The organism is Leifsonia xyli (genome assembly GCA_001647635.1).
GTDB lineage: Bacteria > Actinomycetota > Actinomycetes > Actinomycetales > Microbacteriaceae > Leifsonia > Leifsonia xyli_A.
Genome location: CP014761.1, coordinates 3217318 through 3238772, shown reverse-complemented (window position 1 = coordinate 3238772; position 21455 = coordinate 3217318). Strand labels below are relative to the sequence as shown.

The window sequence follows — 21455 nt, the reverse complement described above, 5'->3', positions numbered from 1 at the left end:
CCGGGTCTCCCCCTTTGTTGACATCGCAAGGACAGTGAGTGTACAGTCACTCACATGGCACGAACGCTCTCCACCGCAGACGACCGCCGCGAGGCGGTGCTCGACAGCGCCATCACGGTCTTCGCCGCGAGCGGCTACCTCGGCACCCCGATCGCGTCGATCGCCGCCGACGCCGACATCTCCACCGCCTACGTGTTCAAGCTCTTCCCCGGCAAGGAGACCCTGTTCGTCGCCGCCCTCGAGCGCTGCTTCGAGCGGATCGAGGCGGCGCTCGAGGAGGGCGCCCGCACCGTGAAGGACGGAACGCCCGCCGAGGTCCTCGACGCGATGGGCGAGGCCTACGCCGACTTCATCGCCGATCGCTCGCTGCTCATGCTCCAGGTGCACGCGCAGTCGGCGTCGGACGTCCCGGCCATCCAGGCCGCCCTCCGCCAGGGCCTGGCCCGCATCACCCGCTTCGCCACCGAGCGCTCCGGCGCCGACGGCGACGCCGTTCAGCACTTCATCGCCTGGGGCCAGCTCTGCCACCTCATCGTGACGGCCGGCCTCGACGAGATCCCTGACACGTGGGCGCGCGTGCTCACGAAGGGGATCCGGCACCCCTGAACCACCCCCTCTATCACCGCTTCATCGCCACACTCTCAGGAGTGATTGAACAGTCACTCACCATCGAAGGAGAATTATCATGAACACCACCCGCACCGCTCCCCGGCCGTTGCTTCCACGCTCGCGGCCACCCCGCGCAGCCGCCACCGCTGGTGGGCGCTGGCCGTCCTCGCCCTCGCGCAGTTCCTCGTCGTGCTCGACGCCTCCATCGTCAACATCGCCTTGCCGTCCGTCGGGACCGCCCTGGGTCTCGACACGGCAGCGCTCGCCTGGGTGGTGACCGCGTACGTGCTCCCCTTCGGCGGCCTGCTGCTGCTCGGCGGCCGGCTGGCCGACCGCTTCGGGCACCGTCGGGTGTTCCTGATCGGCGTCGCGGGCTTCGCCCTCGCGTCGCTCGCCGCAGGCCTCTCGGTCGACGGCACCATGCTCCTCGGCGCCCGCGCGGTGCAGGGAGCGTTCGCGGCGCTTCTCGCGCCCGCCTCCCTCGCCCTGCTCACCCAGCTGTTCCCGGATTCCGCCGCCCGCGGCAAGGCCCTCGGGCTGTGGGGCGCCGTGGCCGGGATGGGCAGCGCCGCCGGCGTCCTCCTCGGCGGCGTGCTGACCACCAGCTTCGGCTGGCCGGCCGTGTTCTTCGTCAACGTGCCGGTCGGCATCCTGGTGCTCGCCGTCAACCCGTTCCTCATCACCCGGGACCGGATCGCCGCCGGCGAGCGGATGGACACGGCCGGAGCCGCCACCGCGACCCTCGGACTCGCGGCGGCGGTCGCGGCACTCAGCGAGGGCGGCACGCTCGGCTGGACCCACCCGATCGTCCTCGGCCTCGCGGTCGCCGCGGTCGTCCTCCTCGCCGCCTTCGTCTTCGTCGAGCGCCGGGCAACGCACCCGCTGCTGCCGTTCGGCTTCTTCCGCAACCGCGACGCCCTCGCCGGCGACCTGGTGATGCTGGTGGTCGGCGGCGCGACCGTCGCCCTGTTCTTCGCCCTGTCGGTCTATCTCCAGGAGGTGCTTCACCTGGATGCGCTCTCGGCCGGCCTCAGCCAGCTCCCGCTCGCGCTCGCCCTGGTCGGCATCGCCGGAGGGGTGCCCGCGATCGTGAGCCGCGCCGGCCTCCGACCCACCCTCACTGGTGCCCTCGTCGTGCTCGCCGCCGGCGTCCTGTGGTTCGCCCTCGCGGGAGCCACCGGGTTCGTGCTCGGCTTCCTGCTCCCGAGCGTCGTCATCGGGCTGGGCCTCGGCGCGACCTTCGTCACCGCCACGCAGCTGGCCGTGCGAGGCGTCCCGGAGTCGGAGTCCGGCCTGGCGAGCGGGCTCGTCAACACCGCCCAGCAGATCGGCGGCGCGCTCGGGCTCGCGGTGCTCGGCGGGATCGCCGCCGCCCAGACCTCTGCTCTGGCCGCGGGAGGCGCCAGTGCCGCGGCCGCGTCGGCGGGCGGCTTCCTGCTCCTCTTCCTCGGAGTCGCGGTGCTCGCCGTGATCGGCGCCGCGTTCACCGTCCTGGTCCGCCGCCGCTGACAGACCGACTGCGGCGGTTCGGAATGTCTGCGGGTGCTCGCCGCACCGCACACGGTACGAACCGCCGCAGTCGCGCGCCGCCCCAGGTGCCGCTACCAGCTGACGGGAAGAGCCTTGCCCTCCTCGTAGCCGGCGGCCGACTGGATACCGACCAGTGCACGCTCGTGGAACTCCGCGAGGGTGCGCGCTCCGGCGTAGGTGAACGAGCTGCGGACGCCGGTGGTGATCATGTCGAGCAGGTCCTCCACCGAGGGGCGCAGCGGGTCGAGGTAGATGCGGGAGCTCGAGATGCCCTCGGCGAAGAGCTCCTTGCGGGCCAGCTCGTAGGCGTCCAGCCGCTCGAAGCGTCCCTTGACCGCCTTGGTGGAGGCCATGCCCCAGCTCTCCTTGTAGAGCTGGCCGTTCGCGTCCCGGTCGAGCGTGCCGGGCGCCTCGATCGTCCCGGCGAACCAGGAGCCGATCATCACCGACGCGCCGCCGGCGGCGAGCGCGAGCGCCACGTCGCGCGGGTAGCGCACCCCGCCGTCCGCCCAGACGTGGGCGCCGAGCTCGCGGGCGGTCGCGCTGGTCTCGAGCACTGCCGAGAACTGCGGACGGCCGACCGCGGTCATCATGCGCGTCGTGCACATCGCGCCCGGGCCGACGCCGACCTTGAGGATGTCCGCGCCCGCCGACACCAGGTCGCGCACGGCCTGCTCGGTCACCACGTTGCCCGCGACGATCGGCAGGCCGAGGTCGAGCGCCTTCACCGTGCGGATGGCGCGGATCATGCCGTCCTGGTCGCCGTGCGCCGTGTCGATCACGAGCACGTCGACGCCGGCCGCGGCGAGCGCCTTGGCCTTGCCCTCGACGTCGCCGTTGATGCCGACCGCGGCCGCGACGCGCAGCCGGCCGTGCGCATCCAGCGCAGGCGTGTAGATGGTGGAGCGGAGGGCGCTGCGGCGCGAGAGCGTGCCGACGACCTTGCCGTGCTCGAGCACCGGGGCGAACTCCAGGCCCGCCGCGTCCATGACGCGGAACGCCGCCTTGCCATCGGAGAGGTCCTCCGCGTCGAGCGACGTGAGCGCGCCGTGCAGCAGGTCGCCGATCCGCGCGTCCGGCAGGGCCGAGCCGAGCTGCACCGCGGCCAGGCACCCCAGGTAGGCGCCGGATGCGTCGCTCACGACGATCCCGTGCCCCTCCACCGGCGGGATGCGGCGAAGCACGTCTGCGACCGACTCGTCGGGACGCGCGTCGTACGGGGTGTCGAAGGCGACGGGCTGCGCCTTCACCCAGCGGATCGCGTCGTCGAGGTCCTGCAGGCGCATGTCCTGCGGCAGCACGCCGAGACCGCCGCGCCGGGCGAGGGTCGCGGCGAGCCGCTTGCCCGTCACCGAGTTCATGTTCGCGGACACGATGGGGATGGTCGCGCCGGTGCCGTCGTTGGGCGCGAGGGACACATCCAGGCGGCTGGTGACGTTCGATCGCGACGGCACGAGGAACACGTCGGAGTAGGTGAGGTCGTGGCGCGGCGACGTTCCATAGAACTGCATGGGAATAACGCTATCCCGCTCTCCTGAGCGGCCGCACCCGGGCGTCGATGGGATTAGGCTTGATGCTCGGATGGAAGCGGGCGGTTCTTTGCCGCTCGGTCATGAGAAATCAATGGAGAGAGTGGGCGATCGGCTGTGTCGAGCCAATTGACCGGAGTGGGAACCGAAGACGGGTCCTCGGGCGAGTTCGGAGCCAACGAATGGCTCGTCGACGAGCTGTACGAGCAGTTCGTGCAGGACAAGAACTCGGTCGACAAGTCGTGGTGGCCGATCCTCGAGAACTACCACCCGGCGGTGAAGGACGACTCCACCCCGTCGCCGGACGAGACCCCGGCCCCGACGCCCGCCGAGCCCACCGCCCCGACCCCGTCGGAGCCCCTGGCGCCCTCCCCGGCTGAGCCGACGGCGCCGACCCCGTCCGAGCCGACGACACCGGCTCCCCCGGCGGGCGGCGCCCCCGCCCCGCACCCCAACGAGCCGAAGCCCGTCACCACCCCCATCCCGGTGATCGGTCAGCAGCCCGTCGCGCGCACCACCTCCCTCGCCCCGAAGCCGACCCCGGTCCCGGCCGACGCGCCGGTCACGGCCCCCAACGCCACCGTCGAGGCGGCCGAAGAGGACAAGGTCACCCCGCTGCGCGGAATGTCCAAGACGCTGGCCACCAACATGGACGCGTCGCTCACCGTCCCGACCGCGACGAGCGTCCGCACCATCCCGGCCAAGCTGATGATCGACAACCGCATCGTCATCAACAACCACCTCAAGCGCGCCCGCGGCGGCAAGGTCTCGTTCACGCACCTGATCGGCTGGGCTCTCATCCAGGCGCTCAAGGAGTTCCCGAGCCAGAACGTCTACTACGAGGAGGTCGACGGCAAGCCGTCGGTCGTCGCTCCCGCGCACATCAACCTCGGCATCGCGATCGACATCCCGAAGCCGGACGGCACCCGCGCCCTGCTCGTCCCCAGCATCAAGCGCGCCGACACCATGCGCTTCGGCGAGTACCTCGCCGCGTACGAGGAGCTCGTCAGCAAGGCCCGCAACAACAAGCTGGCCGCGTCCGACTTCGCGGGCACCACGATCTCGCTCACCAACCCGGGCGGCATCGGCACCGTGCACTCGGTGCCCCGTCTGATGAAGGGCCAGGGCGCGATCATCGGCGCCGGCGCCCTCGAGTACCCGGCCGAGTTCCAGGGCTCCGCCGAGAAGACCCTCGCGGGCCTGGCGATCGGCAAGACGATCACCCTCACCAGCACGTACGACCACCGCGTCATCCAGGGCGCGGGATCCGGCGAGTTCCTGAAGATCGTGCACGAGCTGCTGATCGGCAAGCGCAACTTCTACGAGGACATCTTCGCCGAGCTGCGCATCCCGTACATGCCGATCCACTGGAACCCGGACATCTCGGTCGACCTGGCCAGCGCCGTCGACAAGACCGCCCGCGTCCAGGAGCTCATCAACTCCTTCCGCGTCCGCGGCCACCTCATGGCCGACATCGACCCGCTCGAGTACAAGCAGCGCTCGCACCCCGACCTCGAGATCGAGAACCACGGTCTCACCTTCTGGGACCTCGACCGCGAGTTCGTGACCGGCCAGTTCGGCGGCGACCGCCGCAAGATGCTGCTGCGCGACATCCTCGGCGTGCTGCGCGACTCCTACTGCCGCACCGTCGGCATCGAGTACATGCACATCCAGGACCCGGCCCAGCGCAAGTGGTTCCAGGACAAGCTGGAGCGCCCGTACCAGAAGCCCGGACACGACGAGCAGCTCCGCATCCTCGGCAAGCTCAACGAGGCCGAGGCGTTCGAGACGTTCCTGCAGACCAAGTACGTCGGCCAGAAGCGTTTCAGCCTCGAGGGCGGCGAGTCCACCATCCCGCTGCTGGATGCGATCATCCAGGGCGCCGCAGAGGCGGGGATGGACGAGGTGGCCATCGGCATGGCCCACCGCGGCCGCCTCAACGTGCTCACCAACATCGCCGGCAAGACGTACGGCCAGATCTTCCGCGAGTTCGAGGGCACGCAGGACCCGAAGACCGTTCAGGGCTCGGGCGACGTCAAGTACCACCTCGGCACCGAGGGCACCTTCAAGGGCGCCGGCGGCGAGGAGATCCCGGTCTACCTCGCGGCCAACCCGTCGCACCTGGAGGCCGTCGACGGCGTGCTCGAGGGCATCGTCCGCGCCAAGCAGGACCGCCGTCCGGCGGGCACCTTCCTGACGCTGCCGATCCTCATCCACGGCGACGCGGCCATGGCCGGTCAGGGCATCGTCGTCGAGCAGATGCAGATGTCGCAGCTGCGCGCCTACAAGACCGGCGGCACCATCCACGTCAACATCAACAACCAGGTCGGCTTCACCACGCCTCCCGGCGAGGGCCGGTCGTCGGTGTACTCGACGGACGTGGCCAAGACCATCCAGGCGCCGATCTTCCACGTGAACGGCGACGACCCGGAGGCCGTGGTCCGCGTCGCGGAGATCGCGTTCGCGTACCGCCAGGAGTTCAAGCGCGATGTCGTGATCGACCTCGTCTGCTACCGCCGCCGCGGTCACAACGAGGGCGACGACCCGTCGATGACCCAGCCGCTGATGTACAGCCTCATCGAGGCGAAGCGCTCCGTCCGCCGCCTCTACACCGAGGCGCTGGTGGGCCGCGGCGACATCACCGAGGAGGAGTACGAGCAGGCGCACCGCGACTTCCAGGAGCGCCTGGAGCGCGCCTTCATGGAGACGCACGCGGCGCAGACGACGCCCACGCCGGTCCTCACCCCGGGCGACGAGGGCGACCTCGAGCAGCCGAACCACGGCGACGACGGCAACGTCGGCGAGCCGGAGACCACCGCGGTGAGCGAGCAGGTCATCCACATGATCGGCGACGCGTTCAACAACCCGCCCGCCGGCTTCACCGTGCACCCGAAGCTGCAGCAGCTGCTCAACAAGCGCAGCGAGATGAGCCGCAACGGCGGCATCGACTGGGGCTTCGGCGAGCTGCTCGCGCTCGGCTCCCTGCTCGTGGAGGGCACCCCGGTGCGCCTCGCCGGCCAGGACGCGCGCCGCGGCACCTTCGTGCAGCGTCACGCCGTGCTGCACGACCGGGTCAACGGCCAGGAGTGGCTGCCGCTCGCCAACCTCAGCGACAACCAGGCGAAGTTCTGGATCTACGACTCGCTGCTGAGCGAGTACGCGGCGATGGGCTTCGAGTACGGCTACTCGGTCGAGCGGGCGGACGCCCTGGTGCTGTGGGAGGCGCAGTTCGGCGACTTCGCCAACGGCGCCCAGATCATCATCGACGAGTTCATCTCCTCCGCCGAGCAGAAGTGGGGCCAGCGCTCGTCGCTGGTGCTGCTCCTCCCCCACGGCTACGAGGGTCAGGGACCGGACCACTCCAGCGCCCGCATCGAGCGGTACCTGCAGCTGTGCGCCGAGAACAACATGACCGTCGCGCGTCCGTCGACCCCGGCGTCGTACTTCCACCTGCTGCGCCGCCAGGCGTACGCCCGTCCTCGCCGTCCGCTCGTCGTCTTCACTCCCAAGGCCATGCTCCGCCTTCGCGGTGCGTCGAGCGACGTCCAGGACTTCACGCACGGCCGCTTCGAGCCGGTGATCGACGACCAGCGGATCACCGACAAGGGAGCCGTGAAGCGCGTCCTCCTCATGGCGGGCAAGCTGTACTACGACCTGCTCAACGAGCTGGAGAAGAACCCCAACCCGGAGATCGCGCTCGTGCGCGTGGAGCAGTTCTACCCGCTCCCCGGCCAGGAGCTGAAGGCCGTGGTCGACGCCTACCCGAACGCAGAGCTCGTGTGGGTGCAGGACGAGCCCGAGAACCAGGGCGCGTGGCCGTTCATCATCCTGGAGACCTCCAAGCTCGGCTCGCGCCCGCTCGGCGTCGTCTCGCGTCCGCCGTCGGCGTCGCCGGCCGCCGGTTCGGCGAAGCGCCACGCGCAGGAGCAGCAGATCCTCATCCAGCGCGCGCTCACGCTGTAGGTCTGCCGCAGGCTCGCCGAGGCGGCTAGGTTGGCACCATGACCGTCGTGACCAACCACCGCCTCGGCGAGCCCTGCTGGGTCGACTACGCCGCCACGGACGTCCCGCGCGCCCGCGACTTCTACAGCAGCCTGTTCGGCTGGACCGTCGACGAGGCCGGCGAGGAGTACGGCGGCTACATCACCTTCCGCCGCGACGGCCGCACGGTCGCCGGGCTCGGTCCGGTGATGGGCGACGCCGGCGGCAACAGCTGGCTGACGTACCTGCTGGTGGAGGATGCGGAGACCTCCGAGAAGGCGGCCCTTAAGGCCGGCGCGCAGGTGATCGCCCCCACGATGACCGTCGGCGACCAGGGCCGCCTCGCCGTGATCGCCGATCCGGGCGGTGCGGTCGTCGGGCTGTGGGACCCGGAGCAGCACCGCGGCTACGAGCTCGTCGCCGAAGTCGGCGGCCTGTCCTGGCACGAGCTGTACGCCCGCTCGTACGCCGCCCAGGTCGACTTCTACACGCGCGTCTTCGGCTGGAAGACCCAGGTGCTCAGCGACACCGCCGACTTCCGCTACTCCACCTTCGGCGACCCGGCGTCACCGAGCGGCGGCGTCTTCGACGCGAACGGGATGCTCCCGGGGGGCGTGCCCTCGCACTGGGTCGTCTACTTCGGCGTGGCGGACGCGGCGGCCGCCTCCGCGCGGGTCGTCGAACTCGACGGGACGGTCATCCGCGACCCGTGGGACAGCGAGTTCGGGCGCTTCGCGCAGGCCACCGACCCCCTGGGCGGCCTGTTCTTCCTGCACGAGATCGGCTCCGGCAGCGCGGCCTAGCGGGGCCGCCCGCCTGTCAGTGCGCGGTCGCCTGGAACGACCGGATGCGCAGCAGCACCTCGGTGCGCAGCGTCTCGGGCGCCGTCTCCTTGCACGCGCGCTGCACCACCTCGGTGAGCACGACGTTCAGGTGCGCCTCGTCGGAGCATCCTGAGCAGTTGGCCAGGTGCTCGCGCACGTCGGCAGCATCCTCGCTGCACAGTTCGTTGCGCAGGTACTCCTCGAGCTCGGCCTTCGCCTTCTCGCAGCCGCAGTCGGTCATTTCTTGCTCCTGGTGGTCTGCACGGTGCGACCCTCCTGGACGGCGGAGAGTCCGCGCTCGTGCGCGTAGTCGGTCAGAAGCTCCCGGAGCATGCGACGGCCGCGGTGCAGGCGGCTCATCACGGTGCCGATCGGGGTCTTCATGATGTCGGCGATCTCCTGGTAGGAGAACCCCTCGACATCGGCGAGGTAGACGGCCAGCCGGAAGTCCTCCGGGATGGCCTGCAGCGCGTCCTTGACGGCGCTGTCCGGCAGGTGGTCGATCGCCTCGGCCTCAGCCGAGCGGCTCGAGGACGAGGACATGGACTCCGCGCCCCCCAGCTGCCAGTCCTCGAGCTCGTCGATCGTCCCCTGGTAGGGCTCGCGCTGCTTCTTGCGGTACGTGTTGATGAACGTGTTGGTGAGGATGCGGTACAGCCAGGCCTTCAGATTGGTGCCCTGCTGGAACTGGTTGAAGGCCGCGTACGCCTTCACGAACGTCTCCTGCACGAGGTCTTGCGCGTCGGACGGATTCCGGGTCATCCGCAGCGCAGCCGCGTACAGCTGGTCCATGAAGGGCAGGGCCTGCTCCTCGAAGAGGTGGCCCTGGTCCTCGGTGGTCTCGGTGCTCATCACCGGCCAGTCTAGTTCCGTCGCCCGCACAGCGACGCGGGGAGCGTCGAGGAGAGCGGTGGCGGTCATGGACTGATCCTTTCTTGGGCGATCCCGGATAATCTGGACAACAATGCTGATCTCGAAATATTCCGCCCCCGACTTCGACCCGTACGGCGACAACCGCGCGGAGGAGCCGAACACCCTGTGGCCCGCCCCGGTGGCGGGCGGCCCGGTGTCCGCCACCGTGTCCCTCCCCGGGTCCAAGTCGCTGACGGCACGGGAGCTCGTGCTCGCGGCGCTGGCGGACGGTCCGTCGCTGCTCCGCTCCCCGCTGCACTCACGCGACAGCGCCAACATGGTCGAGGCGCTGCGGGCGCTCGGGGTCGGCATCGAGGAGAAGGAGGGCGCCGGAGAGTTCGGCGCGGATCTGCTCGTCACCCCGGCCGAGGAGCTGCTCGGCAGCACGACCATCGAGTGCGGCCAGGCCGGCACGGTCATGCGCTTCGTCCCGCCGATCGCCGGGCTGGCGCTCGGCCCGACCATGTTCGACGCCGACGACTCGGCGCGCGGGCGTCCGATGGGCGCCATCATCGCGGCGCTGCGCGCCCTCGGCGTGGACGTGAACGACGACGGCCGCGGCTCCCTCCCCTTCACCGTTCACGGCACCGGCCGGGTCGCGGGCGGCCCGGTCGAGGTGGATGCGTCCAGCTCCAGCCAGTTCGTCAGCGCCCTGCTGCTCTCGGCGAGCCGCTTCGAGAACGGCCTCGACCTCACCCACTCCGGCGAGCGCCTGCCGAGCCTCCCCCACATCGAGATGACCATCGCGGCCCTCGCCCAGCGCGGCGTGACCGTCGAGTCTCCGTCGACCGGCCGCTGGGTCGTCGCCCCGGGGTCCATCGCGGCCCGCGACGTCGACATCGAGCCCGACCTCTCCAACGCGGCGCCGTTCCTGGCAGCCGCCGTGGTGACCGGCGGAACAGTCACGATCGCCGGCTGGCCCGCCTCCACCACCCAGGTGGGCGCCGACCTCGCCGAGCTCCTCCCCCTCTTCGGCGCGACCGTGACGCGCGACGGCGACCGGCTCACCGTGACCGGACCCGAGCTCCCGAACGGCGTCACGCTCGACCTGACGACCGGCGGCGAGCTCGCGCCGGCCCTCGTGGCGATCGCCGCGCTGGCCGACGGCCCGAGCGAGATCACCGGGATCGGGCACATCCGCCACCACGAGACCGACCGCCTCGCCGCGCTGGCCGCCGAGATCAACGGCCTCGGCGGCGCGGTGACCGAGCTCGAGGACGGCCTGCGCATCGAGCCGCGGCCCCTGCACGGCGGCGTCTGGCGCAGCTACGAGGACCACCGCATGGCGACCGCGGGCGCGATCGTCGGCCTCGTCGTCGAGGGCGTCGAGATCGAGAACGTCGGCACGACCGCCAAGACCCTGCCGCAGTTCACTCAGCTGTGGGGCCGGATGCTGCAGGAAGGCGCCAGCCGGCGTGTCTGACAACTCCGGGTCGTGGTGGGACGACGGCGAGGACGACGAGGACGAGCTCGACCTCTTCGACGACTCCAGCATCCGCAGCCGGCCCAATCCGAAGGGCAACCGTCCGCGGACCAAGACGCGGCCCGAGCACGCTGACGCCGAGATCGCGCGCGTTCTGGGCGTCGACCGCGGCCGCTACACCGTGCTGCTCGACGAGGACACTCCGGAAGAGCGGCAGGTGACCGCCGCCCGCGCGAGCGAGCTGCGTCGCAACCCGATCGTGACCGGCGACCGCGTGGCCGTCGTCGGCGACACCACGGGCGAGGATGGAACGCTCGCCCGCATCGTCCGCATCGAGCCGCGCACGGCCCTGCTGCGGCGGAGCGCCGACGACACCGACGAGGTCGAGCGGGTCATCGTGGCGAACGCCGACCAGATGCTGATCGTCGTCGCCGCTGCGAATCCCGAGCCGCGCACCCGCCTGGTCGACCGCTACCTCGTCGCCGCGTACGACGCGGGCATCGAGCCGATGCTCTGCGTCACGAAGACCGATCTGGCCGATCCTGACGCCTTCCTTCAGAACTTCGCGGGGCTCGACCTGCCGGTCTTCACCAGCCGCGAGGACGACATCCCGGTTCACGACATCACGGCGGCTCTCGTCGGGCACGACACCGTCGTCGTCGGGCATTCGGGAGTCGGGAAGTCCACGCTCGTCAACGCCATCGTCCCGAGTGCCCGGCGCGCGACCGGCATCGTCAATCAGGTGACGGGACGAGGACGGCACACCTCGTCGTCCACGGTCTCGCTGCGGGTCGAGGACGGCTCCGGACATCACGGCTGGGTCATCGATACCCCGGCGTCCGGTCCTTCGGGCTGGGCCACGTGAACACGGACAGTATCCTGAGGGCGTTCACCGACCTGGCCGCGATCGCCGAGGACTGCCCGCGCGGCTGCACGCACCTTCCGGACGCCCCGGATTGCGCCATCATCGAGGCGGTCGAGGAGGGTCGGCTCGGCGAAGCTGGGCGCGCGCGACTGGACTCGCTGCAGCGGCTGCTGGCGACATTCGCACGATGACGGCTGCCGCCTCCCGCGCGGTGATTCGCTGCCAGAATGGAGGCATGACGGATGTGCGACTCCAGGCGGGCGAGCAGACCCCCGCATTCACGCTGACCGACCAGGACGGTTCGGAGGTCTCGCTCGGCGACTTCGCCGGGAAGAACGTGATCGTGTACTTCTACCCGGCCGCGATGACGCCGGGCTGCACCACGGAGGCCTGCGACTTCCGCGACAACCTCAACTCGCTGAAGTCGGCGGGCTACCAGGTGATCGGCATCTCGAAGGACGCCCCTGCGCGCAACAAGGAGTTCCAGGAGCAGGAGGGCCTGAACTTCCCGCTGCTGTCGGACGAGGACCTCGCGGTGCACAAGGAGTACGGCGCCTACGGCGAGAAGAAGCTCTACGGCAAGACCGTGGAGGGCGTCATCCGCTCGACGTTCGTCGTCGACCCCGACGGGTCCCTCCGCCTGCCGCTGTACAACGTGAAGGCGACCGGACACGTCGCGTCGTTGCGCAAGAAGCTCAAGATCGACGCGTGACGCGCGCTGCCGCCGTCTAGAGACTAGACAGGCAGCCGCGGCACGGACGCCAGCAGGCGCTGCGTGTACGGGTCGCGCGGCGCGCCCAGGACGGTCCGAGTCTCGCCCTGCTCGACCACGCGGCCGCCCTGCAGCACGACGGTCTCGGCGCAGAGGGACGCGACGACGCCCAGGTCGTGGGACACCATGACCACGGTCAGGTCCTCGCGCGCGGCGAGCTCGCCGAGCAGGTCGATGATCTGGATGCGCGTCGTCACATCCAGGGCGCTGACCGGCTCGTCGGCGAGCAGCACGCGAGGACGGGAGACGATCGCCCGCGCGATGGCGATGCGCTGCCGCTGACCACCGGAGAACTCGTGCGGGTAGCGGCGGGCGGCGTCGGACGGCAGGGCGACCGCCTCGAGCGCCTGGGCCACGCGGTCGCGCGCGTCGGCACCGGTCGCGATGCCGAGACTGGCTAGCGGCTCGCCGACGATCCGGCCGACGCTCTGCCGCGGATCGAGGGACGAGTACGGGTCCTGGAACACCGGCTGCACCGTGCGCCGGAACCGCCTGAGCTGCTGCCGGTCGCGCGGATCGAGCGGCTCCCCCTCGAACAGCACCGCGCCGCTGGTCGGCCGAGTGAGCCCGAGCAGCAGCGACAGGGCGGTCGTCTTCCCGGCGCCGGACTCCCCGACCAACCCCAGGCTCCGCCCCGGCTGGACGGAGAACGAGACGCCCTCCAGCGCAGACGACGCAGCACGGCGGTACCGGAACCCGGCATCGCGCAGTTCGAGGATGGCCGTCATCGCACCTCCAGTGCGGCATCGAGCTCACGGGCGCTGCGGACGAGCTCGGCCGTGTACGGGTGCGTCGGCGCGGACAGCAGCCGGTCGAGCGGACCCTCCTCGACCATGCGACCGCCGCGCAGGACGATCGCGCGCTGCGCCATCCGGGACACCACGGCGAGATCGTGGCTGACGAAGAGCAGCGCCATGCCGCGCTCCGCCACGAGCCGTTCCAGCAGGGCGAGCACCTCGGCCTGCACCGTCACGTCGAGAGCGGTGGTCGGCTCGTCGGCGATGAGCAGCTGCGGCCGGCACGCGAGCGCCGCGGCGATCGCGACGCGCTGCCGCTGGCCGCCGGAGATCTCCCACGAGTAGGCGCGCGCGATGCGCTCGGGCTCCGGCAGCCCCACCTCGTCGAGCGCGTCGAGCACCGCCCGCGTGAGAGCGTCGCCGCGGAGGCCCAGGTGCCGCCGGAGCGGCTCGGCGACCTGGCGCCCGAGTCGCATGAGAGGGTCGAGCGCGGTCAACGGCTCCTGGAAGACGGTCGACGTGACGCGTCCGCGCAGCGGCACCAGGTCGCGTTCGCGAGCGCCGACGACCTGCACGCCGTCGAGCACCACGCTGCCCGTTGCCGTCAGCCCCTCCGGCAGCAGCCCCGTGAGAGCGAACGAGGTCAGCGACTTGCCCGACCCCGACTCCCCGATCAGGCTCAGCCGCTCACCGCCCCGCAGGCTGAACGAGACGTCGTTCACGAGCGGCACCCCGTCGCGGGTCGCGACCGACAGGCCGTCCACCTCCAGCAGCACCTCCTGCGCGCTCATCGCGACCTCCTCCGCGTCGGGTCGGCCACATCCCGCAACCCGTCGGCGACGAGGTTGACCCCGATCACCAGGATCACGAGCGCCACGCCCGGCGCGATGGCCCCGACCGGTGCCGTCGAGACGGTGCCCTGCGCCTCCTGGAGCATGCGTCCCCACGACGCGTTGGGAGGCGGAGCGCCCAGTCCCAGGTACGACAGGCTCGCCTCGGCGAGGACGGCAACGCCGAACTGGAGCGCGAGGTTGACGCTGAGCGTCGGCCAGATGTTCGGCAGGATGTGCCGGGCGATGATGCCCCACCAGGATGTGCCCGACGTGCGCGCCGCCGTCACGTACTGCTGCGCGAGCACGCGTTTCGCGAGCACGCGCGTCAGTCGTGCCACCACCGCCGACATCGCCAGGCCGATGGCGACGATCGCCGTGCCGAGCGAGGCGCCCTGTGCCGCGACGATCAGCATCGCGAGCAGCAGTGTCGGGAACGCGATCAGGATGTCGAGTACCGCCGACAGCGTGTCGTCCAGCCACGTGGTCGCGAAGGCCGCCAGCAGGCCGAGCGTGATGCCGACGACAGCGCCGATGACGACCGAACCGAGCCCCACGGCGAGGGCGATGCGCGCGCCGATCATGAGCTGCGTCATGAGGTCGCGGCCGAACCGGTCCGTCCCGAGCCAGTGCGCGCCGCTCGGCTGCTCGAGCCGGGTGCCGGAGGTGTCGGACTGGGCGTACGGCAGCCAGACGAACGAGACCACCGCGACGATCACGACGAGCCCGACCAGCGTCAGGCCGATCCCGAGGCTCACAGAGCGCCGGACACGACGGCGAGGACGGCCGGCCGGCTCCGGTGCGGCGGCCTCGGTCGCCTGCTCCACGATCGCGCTCATACGTTCCCCGAGATGCTGCGGCGCAGCCGCGGGTCGACGAGCCGCTGCGCGATGTCGGCGAGGAAGCCGACGATCAGCACCAGCAGCGTCGAGACGAACAGGATGCCCTGGATGTTCGGATAGTCGTGCTGCTCGATCGCCTTCAACAGCATGCTGCCCAGCCCAGGCAGGGTGAACACGCTCTCGACGACCACCGCGCCGAGGAACGTCGTCGCCAACTCGATGCCGAGCACCGAAATCACCGGCACGGCGCCATTGCGGACACCATGACGCCACATCGCCCGCGAGAAACCCGACCCGAGAGCGCGGGCGTTCCGCAGGTAGTCGCTGCCGATCACATCCAGCGTCGCGCTGCGTACGTAGCGGGAGATGGACGCGCTCATCACGATCGCGATCGTGACCACCGGCAGCGCGAGCGAGGTCAGCGCGGCCGACGGATCCTGCCAGTCGTCGCGCGGGAACCCGCCCGACGGGAACCACCCCAGGGTGATGGCGAACACATCCACCAGCAGGATGCCGACCCAGAACACCGGCACGGCGATGCCGAGCTGCGAGAACGCGGACAGCGCCACCCCGTACCAGCGGTCGGCCTTCCACGCGGCGACGAAGCCGATCGGCAGCGCGAGCACGAGGGCGAGCGCGAACGAGAGGAGCGTGAGCGGAACCGTCACCGACAGCCGCGCGGCGATCTCGGGCCCGACCGGCAGGGAGCTGATGAACGACTCCCCCAGGTTCAGCGTAAGGAGGCTGCCGAACCACGCGAAGAACTGCTGCAGCAGCGGCTGATCGCTGCCGACCTGGCGCTGCGCAGCCACGATCTGCTCCTTGGTGGCGCCCACCGACAACAGTGCGTTGGACGGGTCGCCAGGAAGCACCCGGAGCAGGAAGAAGAGCACCACCATGGCCAGCAGCAGCGAGACCACGAGGAACGCGGTGCGACGGACGAGGTAGAGAGCCATGGTGCCCTTTAACTTTAGAGGCTCAGTAGAGTAGATGCTCGGGGAACCGGCCGACCGGCTCCCCGAGCATCTGTGGATAACGCGGAGTGGTTACTTCTTGACGATGTCGTAGGCGAAGAACTGCGAGTTCAGACCGTTGACCGGGTAGCCGGTGACGTTGCTGTCGGCCACGACGATCTGCGGGTAGAGGTACAGCCAGGCGCTGGCCGCATCCTTCGCGATCTGCTCGTTGACCTGCTTCAGCTTCGCCGTCTGCTCCGCGGTGGTGGTGGCCTGCTCGGCCTCGTTCACCCACTGGGTCACCTGCGGGTTGTCGTAACCCCAGTAGAAGTCCGGGTTGCCGTACCAGACTACGTCGCGGTCGTTGACGTGCTCCTGCAGCGTCGCGGTGAAGTCGTGGTTCTTGAACACCTTCGTGTACCACTCGTCGGCCGAGATGGAGTTGATGTTCACCGTGATGCCGACCTTGGCGAGCTCGCTCTTCAGGAACTCCGCCACCGCGGGGTGCGGGTCGTAGGTCGGGGTGTCCAGCGTGAAGGTGAAGCCGTTCGCGAAGCCGGCCTCGGCCAGCTCCTTCTTGGCCAGGTTGACGTCGTACGGGTTCACCTTGGTGAGGTCCTCGTACCAGGGGTCGCTCGGCGGGACCATGGAGCCGATGAGCGTGCCGTAGTCGCCCCAGATGGAGTTCAGCAGCTTCTTGGTGTCGATCGCGGAGTAGACGGCCTTGCGCACCTCGGTGTTGTTGAAGGGCGCGACCTTGTCGTTGAACGCCAGGAGCTCCTTGGTCGTCGACTTGCCGTCGGAGATCGTGTAGTCCTTGTTGCCCTTGAAGGTGCTGAGCGCATCCGGGCTCTGGATGCTCGTGACGATGTCGACCTGCTTGGTCTGGAGGGCGTTCGACAGGGCCGACGCGTCGGTGAAGTAGTCGAACTCCACCTCTTTGTTCTTGGCCTTGTCGCCCCAGTAGCCGCTCCAGCGCTCGAGGCTGAGCGAGCTTCCGCGCTTCCAGGTTCCCAGCGTGTAGGGACCGGTGCCGTCCTCGGCGGTCTTGTAGTTCTTCGTGCCGGGGCCGTAGATCCACACGTAGCTGAGGTTGTAGGGCAGCGAGATCGAGCGCGACTTCAGCGTGATCTTCACCGTCTTGTCGTCGGGCGTCGCGATGTCGGAGATCACCGCGAGCTGCGACTTGCGGGCAGACTGCGAGTCCTCGGCGGTGACGCGTTCGATGCTGCTCTTCACGTCCGCGCTGGTCAGCGCCTTGCCGGAGTGGAACTTCACGCCGTCGCGCAGCGTGAACGTGTAGGTCAGGCCGTCCTCGCTGGTCGTGTACTTGGTCGCGAGCAGCGGCTCGACCTTGCCGTCGTCGGTGAGCTTGAACAGGCCCTCGTAGACGTTCCCGTTGAGCGCCTCGGTGACGCCCTGGCCGCCGCCGGCGGTGTTGTCGAGGTTGACCGGCTCGTAGAGCGAGCCGATCGCGATGGAGGCGTCACCGCCGCCCGAGGAGGACGACGAGCCGCCCGCGCAGCCGGCCAGCGCCAAGGCGGCGGTGACACCGACGGCGAGCGTCGCGAACAGGGTGGACTTTCTCACGGGTTCTCCAGTGCTGTGGGGTGAAGGGGGAGTGCAGGAGCAGGTCAGTGCTGGAAGGCCACGTCGAAGGTGACGCGCTTCTCCCCTGCAGTGACCGCGACGGGAAAGCGGTTGTTGCGCGGAGGCAGCGGACAGTTGTACTGGTCCGAGAAGCCGCACGGCGGGACGAATGCGCGGTTGAAGTCGAGGACGGCGCGGTCGCCGTCCAGCTCGACGAAGAGGAAGCGGCCCGACGCGTAGGTGCCGTCGTCGCCGTCGGCCCCGTTGCTCGGGTCGCCGAAGACGAGAAGCAGCGTGCCGCCGTCATCGAAGGCGCTCAGCGTGTACTCGACGCCGTCGCGCTCGAAGCGGATGTCGCCCGGGACGACCAGGTCGCGGGTGAGGCCGTTGTCGCGGATGTGCTCGAACGGGATGGTGCGCTCGTCGGAGACGGGTGTGAAGGTCGCCTCGATGACCCAGCTCGGGTCGAACGGGAAGACGTCGATGCCCTGGAAGGCGCGGTTGGCCGGCGAGTCGGCGTCCCAGAGACGGATGCCGCGCTCGGTCTCGCCGGTCTCCAGGCTGGTGCGGCTGAGCTCGGTCGCCGTGACCGTATCCGGATGCCCGGCTCGCGCCTCCTCGAGGGTGGTCTCATCGCCGGCGGGGAGCCAGCGGGTCTCGATCAGCGCGAGGTTGCCGGTGGGTGCGGTGACGCCGCGGAGGCGGCTCTCGCGCCAGGCGTCCCAGCCCGCGTGGGCGCGGTCGACGGTCTCAGGGGAAGCGGAGGTCGGTGTGAAGATATCGGTCACGATGTGGGACATAACCATCCGAGTCTGCGACTTCTTCCCGATTCGATCTATTCGTGTTGCTCCGTGTTGCGGGCGGTGGCGCGCACGACCGCGGGGGTGATCGCGAGGACGCCGGCCACGACGGCCGGCACCAGCAGCGCCCAGCCCAGATCGGGACGCGCGAACAGGCCCTGGAAGCACCCGACCGCGACCGCCAGCTGGAGGATCTGGATGGTCAGCGCCGACGCACGCGCCCAGCCCTGGCGACGGAGCAGCCCGACGAACGTGAAGATCGCCCAGGCCGCTGCGAGGAAGCCGAGGACGGTGATCGCGACCGCCGACGGGTACGACTCCGGCCGCTGAGTGAGCAGCTCGATCAGCAGCCAGACGGCCAGACCGGTGACGAGAAGGGCCTCCAGGCCGACGATCACGGCGAGCACCAGCAGCAGGGCGGGGCGGGCGGGCGCAGCGGGCATGGGGGCGTTCTGAGGGTCGGGCACTATAGCATCCTGACGTTTCCGGCTCGTGTTCTCAGCGTTATCCCATACAAAACTATTGATTCGGAATAAGCGCTATGGGAGCATATTCAGCGGTCGAGTTAACGCTCACAGGGTCGTGGGCAGGTCTGATTCCCCACGGATCTAAGCACCCTGCAGCTCGACTGCTTACCTGCATTCTATGGCCCCCTCGGGCCAGAGACCCCAGTAAACAAGGAGCACATCTACATGGATTGGCGCGACAAAGCCGCCTGCCTCACCGCAGACCCTGAACTCTTCTTCCCGGTGGGCAACACCGGGCCGGCGGTGGACCAGATCGACAAGGCCAAGGCCGTCTGCGCGCGCTGCACCGTGACCGAGATCTGCCTGCAGTACGCCCTAGAGACGGGTCAGGACTCGGGCGTCTGGGGCGGTCTCTCCGAGGACGAGCGCCGCGCTCTCAAGCGCCGCGCCGCCCGCGCCCGCCGCGCTTCCTGAGGCCGGCCGCACAGCACCACCCCGTCCGCGCGGACCCGAATTCCGCGCGTACGGCATCGCCGAGGCGGCGCTCGCACACCTAGCACTCGAGCGCCCCTCGGCTTCTCTATGTCCGGCGACCCCCGGACGGCGTCAGAGCTTGGTCAGGTAGCGCAGCGGGACCTCGATGGTCACCTCGGTGCCCTGCCCCATGAGCGTGTGCCAGTCGATCGCTCCTCCGAGCTCCCCCTGGATCAGCGTCCTCACGATCTGGGTGCCCAGGCCCGAACCGACCTTGCCCTCCGGAAGCCCGGAGCCGTTGTCGACGACCTTCACCGTCAGCGAGTCGTCCGACCGCTTCGCGATGATCTCGACCTGGCCCTCCCGGCCGGCGAGTCCGTGCTCGACCGCGTTGGTGACGAGCTCGGTGAGCGCCAGGGCGAGCGGGGTGGCGTATTCCGACGGCAGCTGCCCGAACCTGCCCGTCTTCTTGGGGTGCACGGTCGTGGTGTGGCTGGCCGCGACCTCGGCCACGAGCAGCAGCACCCGGTCGAACACGTCGTCGAAGTCGACGATCTGCGCGAGACCGGTGGACAGGGTGTCGTGCACGACCGCGATGGCGGCCACGCGGCGCATGGCCTGGCTGAGGGCCTCGCGCGCCTCCTCCGAGTGCGTGCGTCGGGCTTGGATGCGCAGCAGCGACGCCACGGTCTGAAGGTTGTTCTTGACGCGGTGGTGGATCTCGCGGATCGTCGCGTCCTTCGTGATGAGCTCCCGCTCCTGGTGGCGCTGCTCGGAGACGTCGCGGCACAGCACGATCGCGCCCACGCGCTCCCCCCGGTTGCGGATCGGGATGGCACGCAGCGAGACGGTGACGCCGCGCGCCTCGATGTCGGTGCGCCAGGGAGCGCGGCCCGTGACGACGAGCGGCAGCGACTCGTCGGTCGTGATCGTGCCCGTCAGCAGGCCGGTCGTCACCGCTGCCAGGGACTCGCCCTCGAGCTCGTCGGTGAAGCCCATGCGGTTGAACGCGCTCAGCGCGTTGGGGCTCGCGAAGGTCGTGATGCCGTCCACATCGAGGCGGATGAGGCCGTCCGCCGCTCGCGGGGCGCCGCGGCGCGGGGCGGCCGGAGCGCCGAGGTCGGGGAAGTCGCCCGTCGCGATCATGTTGAAGAGGTCGTTGGCGCACTCGTTGAAAGTGAGCTCCTGGCGGCTCGGAGTGCGCGCCTCGCTCAGGTTGGTGTGGCGCGTGATGACGGCCACAGGCTCGTCCGCGGTCTCGGGCGAGTGGACGGAGAGCCGGCGGATGACGGGGACGGCGCGCACCCGGGTGGGCGTCTCCTCGAACCAGTCCGGCGCCGACGTGTCGATGATCCGCTTGGACGAGTAGGCGTCGGTGACCTGCTGCCGCCACTCGGGCTTGATGCGCTGGCCGACGAAGTCGCGGTAGAACAAGGTCGCCGCGGATGAGGGACGCGCGTGCGCCACGGCGACGAAGTCGTCGTCGGCCGTCGGGACCCAGAGGACGATGTCGGCGAAGGCGAGGTCGGCGAGCAGCTGCCAGTCGCCCACCAGCCCGTGCAGCCACTCGACGTCGGCCTCCGAGGAGCGGCCGTGGGCATGAACGAGATCACTGAGCGTCGACACCACCCCATCCTAAGCGGCGTCCGCTGCGCCCCTCCCCGGTTCTCCACAGGGCACATATGCCCTGGACCGCCGCGCACTCGCCTGCTTGAGTGAGGCATCGGACATATCACAGGTCCAGTAGAACATGGACCACCGACACTCGTAATTGGAAGACTCATGCACCACCTCGCACTCGCCCCCGCTCTCACCCCCACGATGACCCTCGTCGCCCCGGAGACACCCACACGAGAGGCCATCCCGCCGATCCGGGCCTGGGATCTCAGCGACCCGGATCCGGGCACTCTGTGCTCCAATCTCGCCCGCTGCGTGATCGAAATCCTCGCCGGAGCCCGGCCGCTCGACCAGGTCGGCCCCTGGGTCAGCGACGCGGTGTACGTCCACTTGCTGCGCCGGACCGTGCTGGCGGCGCGCGCCCGCGCCCTCTCGACGGAGGACGCGCTGCGGCCCCGCATGCGCATCGGGGAACCGCGCCTGAGCCGGCCCTCGGAGGGCGTGGTGGAGGCGGTCGTCCTGGTGCACCAGCAGGGCCGTTCGCGCGCGGTCGCCATGCGCCTGGAGCGGCACCGCGCCCGGTGGCGGGCGACGACGATCAATGTGCTCTGAGCCGGAGACGGCCGGAACGACGAACGGCGGCCCCGAGGGGCCGCCGTTCGTCGTCATGTCGATGAGCCGGGGCTCAGCGCCGCGG

17 protein-coding genes and 3 pseudogenes are annotated in these 21455 nt (G+C 70.0%); 9 read left to right on the top strand and 11 right to left on the bottom strand.

The window, feature by feature from the left end; translation table 11 throughout:
* Positions 1-54: 54 nt before the first annotated feature.
* Both A0130_15805 and A0130_15800 read left to right on the top strand, forming a co-directional pair.
* Positions 55-606 carry a TetR family transcriptional regulator gene (locus A0130_15805; protein ANF32930.1) on the top strand — a complete coding sequence of 184 codons (552 nt, stop codon included), beginning with the start codon at positions 55-57 and terminating at the stop codon, positions 604-606.
* A 123-nt stretch (positions 607-729) separates the two neighbouring features.
* Positions 730-2118: pseudogene (locus A0130_15800) on the top strand (hypothetical protein).
* 92 nt (positions 2119-2210) lie between these two features.
* Here A0130_15800 and A0130_15795 read toward each other — a convergent pair.
* The gene (locus A0130_15795; GenBank protein ANF32929.1) at positions 2211-3650 is read right to left on the bottom strand and encodes an inosine 5-monophosphate dehydrogenase; all 1440 of its coding nucleotides are present in this window, start codon (positions 3648-3650) and stop codon (positions 2211-2213) included.
* 147 nt (positions 3651-3797) lie between these two features.
* Between A0130_15795 and kgd the strand changes: the two genes are divergently transcribed.
* Positions 3798-7631 (top strand): alpha-ketoglutarate decarboxylase, encoded by a 3834-nt coding sequence (kgd, locus tag A0130_15790; GenBank protein ANF32928.1) that lies wholly within the window; start codon positions 3798-3800, stop codon positions 7629-7631.
* Positions 7632-7669: 38 nt separating this feature from the next.
* A complete protein-coding gene (locus A0130_15785) occupies positions 7670-8452 on the top strand; it encodes a glyoxalase (protein ID ANF32927.1) in 783 nt (260 codons plus the stop codon).
* A 16-nt stretch (positions 8453-8468) separates the two neighbouring features.
* Here the strand turns inward: A0130_15785 and A0130_15780 are convergent, their stop codons facing one another.
* Positions 8469-8714: an alpha-ketoglutarate decarboxylase gene (locus A0130_15780; protein ID ANF32926.1), complete on the bottom strand. Its 246-nt coding sequence runs from the start codon at positions 8712-8714 to the stop codon at positions 8469-8471.
* A complete protein-coding gene (locus A0130_15775; GenBank protein ANF32925.1) occupies positions 8711-9394 on the bottom strand; it encodes an RNA polymerase subunit sigma in 684 nt (227 codons plus the stop codon). The genes A0130_15780 and A0130_15775 overlap by 4 nt, the downstream gene beginning before the upstream one ends.
* 43 nt (positions 9395-9437) lie before the next feature.
* Here A0130_15775 and A0130_15770 point away from each other — a divergent pair, with 43 nt between their 5' ends.
* The 3 genes and pseudogenes from A0130_15770 (at position 9438) to A0130_15760 (ending at position 12385) form a co-directional block, all read left to right on the top strand.
* A complete protein-coding gene (locus A0130_15770) occupies positions 9438-10808 on the top strand; it encodes a 3-phosphoshikimate 1-carboxyvinyltransferase (GenBank protein ANF32924.1) in 1371 nt (456 codons plus the stop codon).
* A pseudogene (locus A0130_15765) lies at positions 10801-11864 on the top strand (GTPase). The gene A0130_15770 and the pseudogene A0130_15765 overlap by 8 nt, the downstream one beginning before the upstream one ends.
* 44 nt (positions 11865-11908) lie before the next feature.
* Positions 11909-12385 (top strand): peroxiredoxin, encoded by a 477-nt coding sequence (locus A0130_15760; GenBank protein ID ANF32923.1) that lies wholly within the window; start codon positions 11909-11911, stop codon positions 12383-12385.
* Between the two features lie 23 nt (positions 12386-12408).
* Here A0130_15760 and A0130_15755 read toward each other — a convergent pair whose 3' ends face one another.
* From A0130_15755 to A0130_15725, 7 genes are all read right to left on the bottom strand, one after another.
* The gene (locus tag A0130_15755) at positions 12409-13173 is read right to left on the bottom strand and encodes a peptide ABC transporter ATP-binding protein (GenBank protein ANF32922.1); all 765 of its coding nucleotides are present in this window, start codon (positions 13171-13173) and stop codon (positions 12409-12411) included.
* Positions 13170-13973 carry an ABC transporter ATP-binding protein gene (locus A0130_15750; protein ID ANF32921.1) on the bottom strand — a complete coding sequence of 268 codons (804 nt, stop codon included), beginning with the start codon at positions 13971-13973 and terminating at the stop codon, positions 13170-13172. Before A0130_15750 ends, A0130_15755 begins: the two co-directional genes overlap by 4 nt.
* The gene (locus A0130_15745) at positions 13970-14851 is read right to left on the bottom strand and encodes an ABC transporter permease (GenBank protein ANF32920.1); all 882 of its coding nucleotides are present in this window, start codon (positions 14849-14851) and stop codon (positions 13970-13972) included. The genes A0130_15750 and A0130_15745 overlap by 4 nt, the downstream gene beginning before the upstream one ends.
* The gene (locus tag A0130_15740; GenBank protein ANF32919.1) at positions 14848-15810 is read right to left on the bottom strand and encodes an ABC transporter permease; all 963 of its coding nucleotides are present in this window, start codon (positions 15808-15810) and stop codon (positions 14848-14850) included. Before A0130_15740 ends, A0130_15745 begins: the two co-directional genes overlap by 4 nt.
* 90 nt (positions 15811-15900) lie before the next feature.
* On the bottom strand, positions 15901-17385 hold the full coding sequence (locus A0130_15735) for an ABC transporter substrate-binding protein (protein ID ANF33491.1): 1485 nt from the start codon (positions 17383-17385) through the stop codon (positions 15901-15903).
* A 59-nt stretch (positions 17386-17444) separates the two neighbouring features.
* Positions 17445-18200, bottom strand: coding sequence for a hypothetical protein (locus A0130_15730; GenBank protein ANF32918.1), 756 nt, complete (start codon positions 18198-18200; stop codon positions 17445-17447).
* A gap of 35 nt (positions 18201-18235) precedes the next feature.
* Entirely contained in the window at positions 18236-18667 is a 432-nt protein-coding gene (locus A0130_15725; protein ANF32917.1) for a hypothetical protein, read from the bottom strand.
* Between the two features lie 225 nt (positions 18668-18892).
* On the opposite strand from A0130_15725, the gene A0130_15720 reads away from it, so the two are divergent.
* A complete protein-coding gene (locus A0130_15720) occupies positions 18893-19141 on the top strand; it encodes a WhiB family transcriptional regulator (GenBank protein ID ANF32916.1) in 249 nt (82 codons plus the stop codon).
* 132 nt (positions 19142-19273) lie between these two features.
* On the opposite strand, the gene A0130_15715 is transcribed toward A0130_15720, so the two are convergent.
* Positions 19274-20767 (bottom strand): ATPase, encoded by a 1494-nt coding sequence (locus A0130_15715; GenBank protein ID ANF32915.1) that lies wholly within the window; start codon positions 20765-20767, stop codon positions 19274-19276.
* 264 nt (positions 20768-21031) lie between these two features.
* Here A0130_15715 and A0130_15710 point away from each other — a divergent pair.
* A pseudogene (locus A0130_15710) lies at positions 21032-21370 on the top strand (hypothetical protein).
* Positions 21371-21455: the final 85 nt, after the last annotated feature.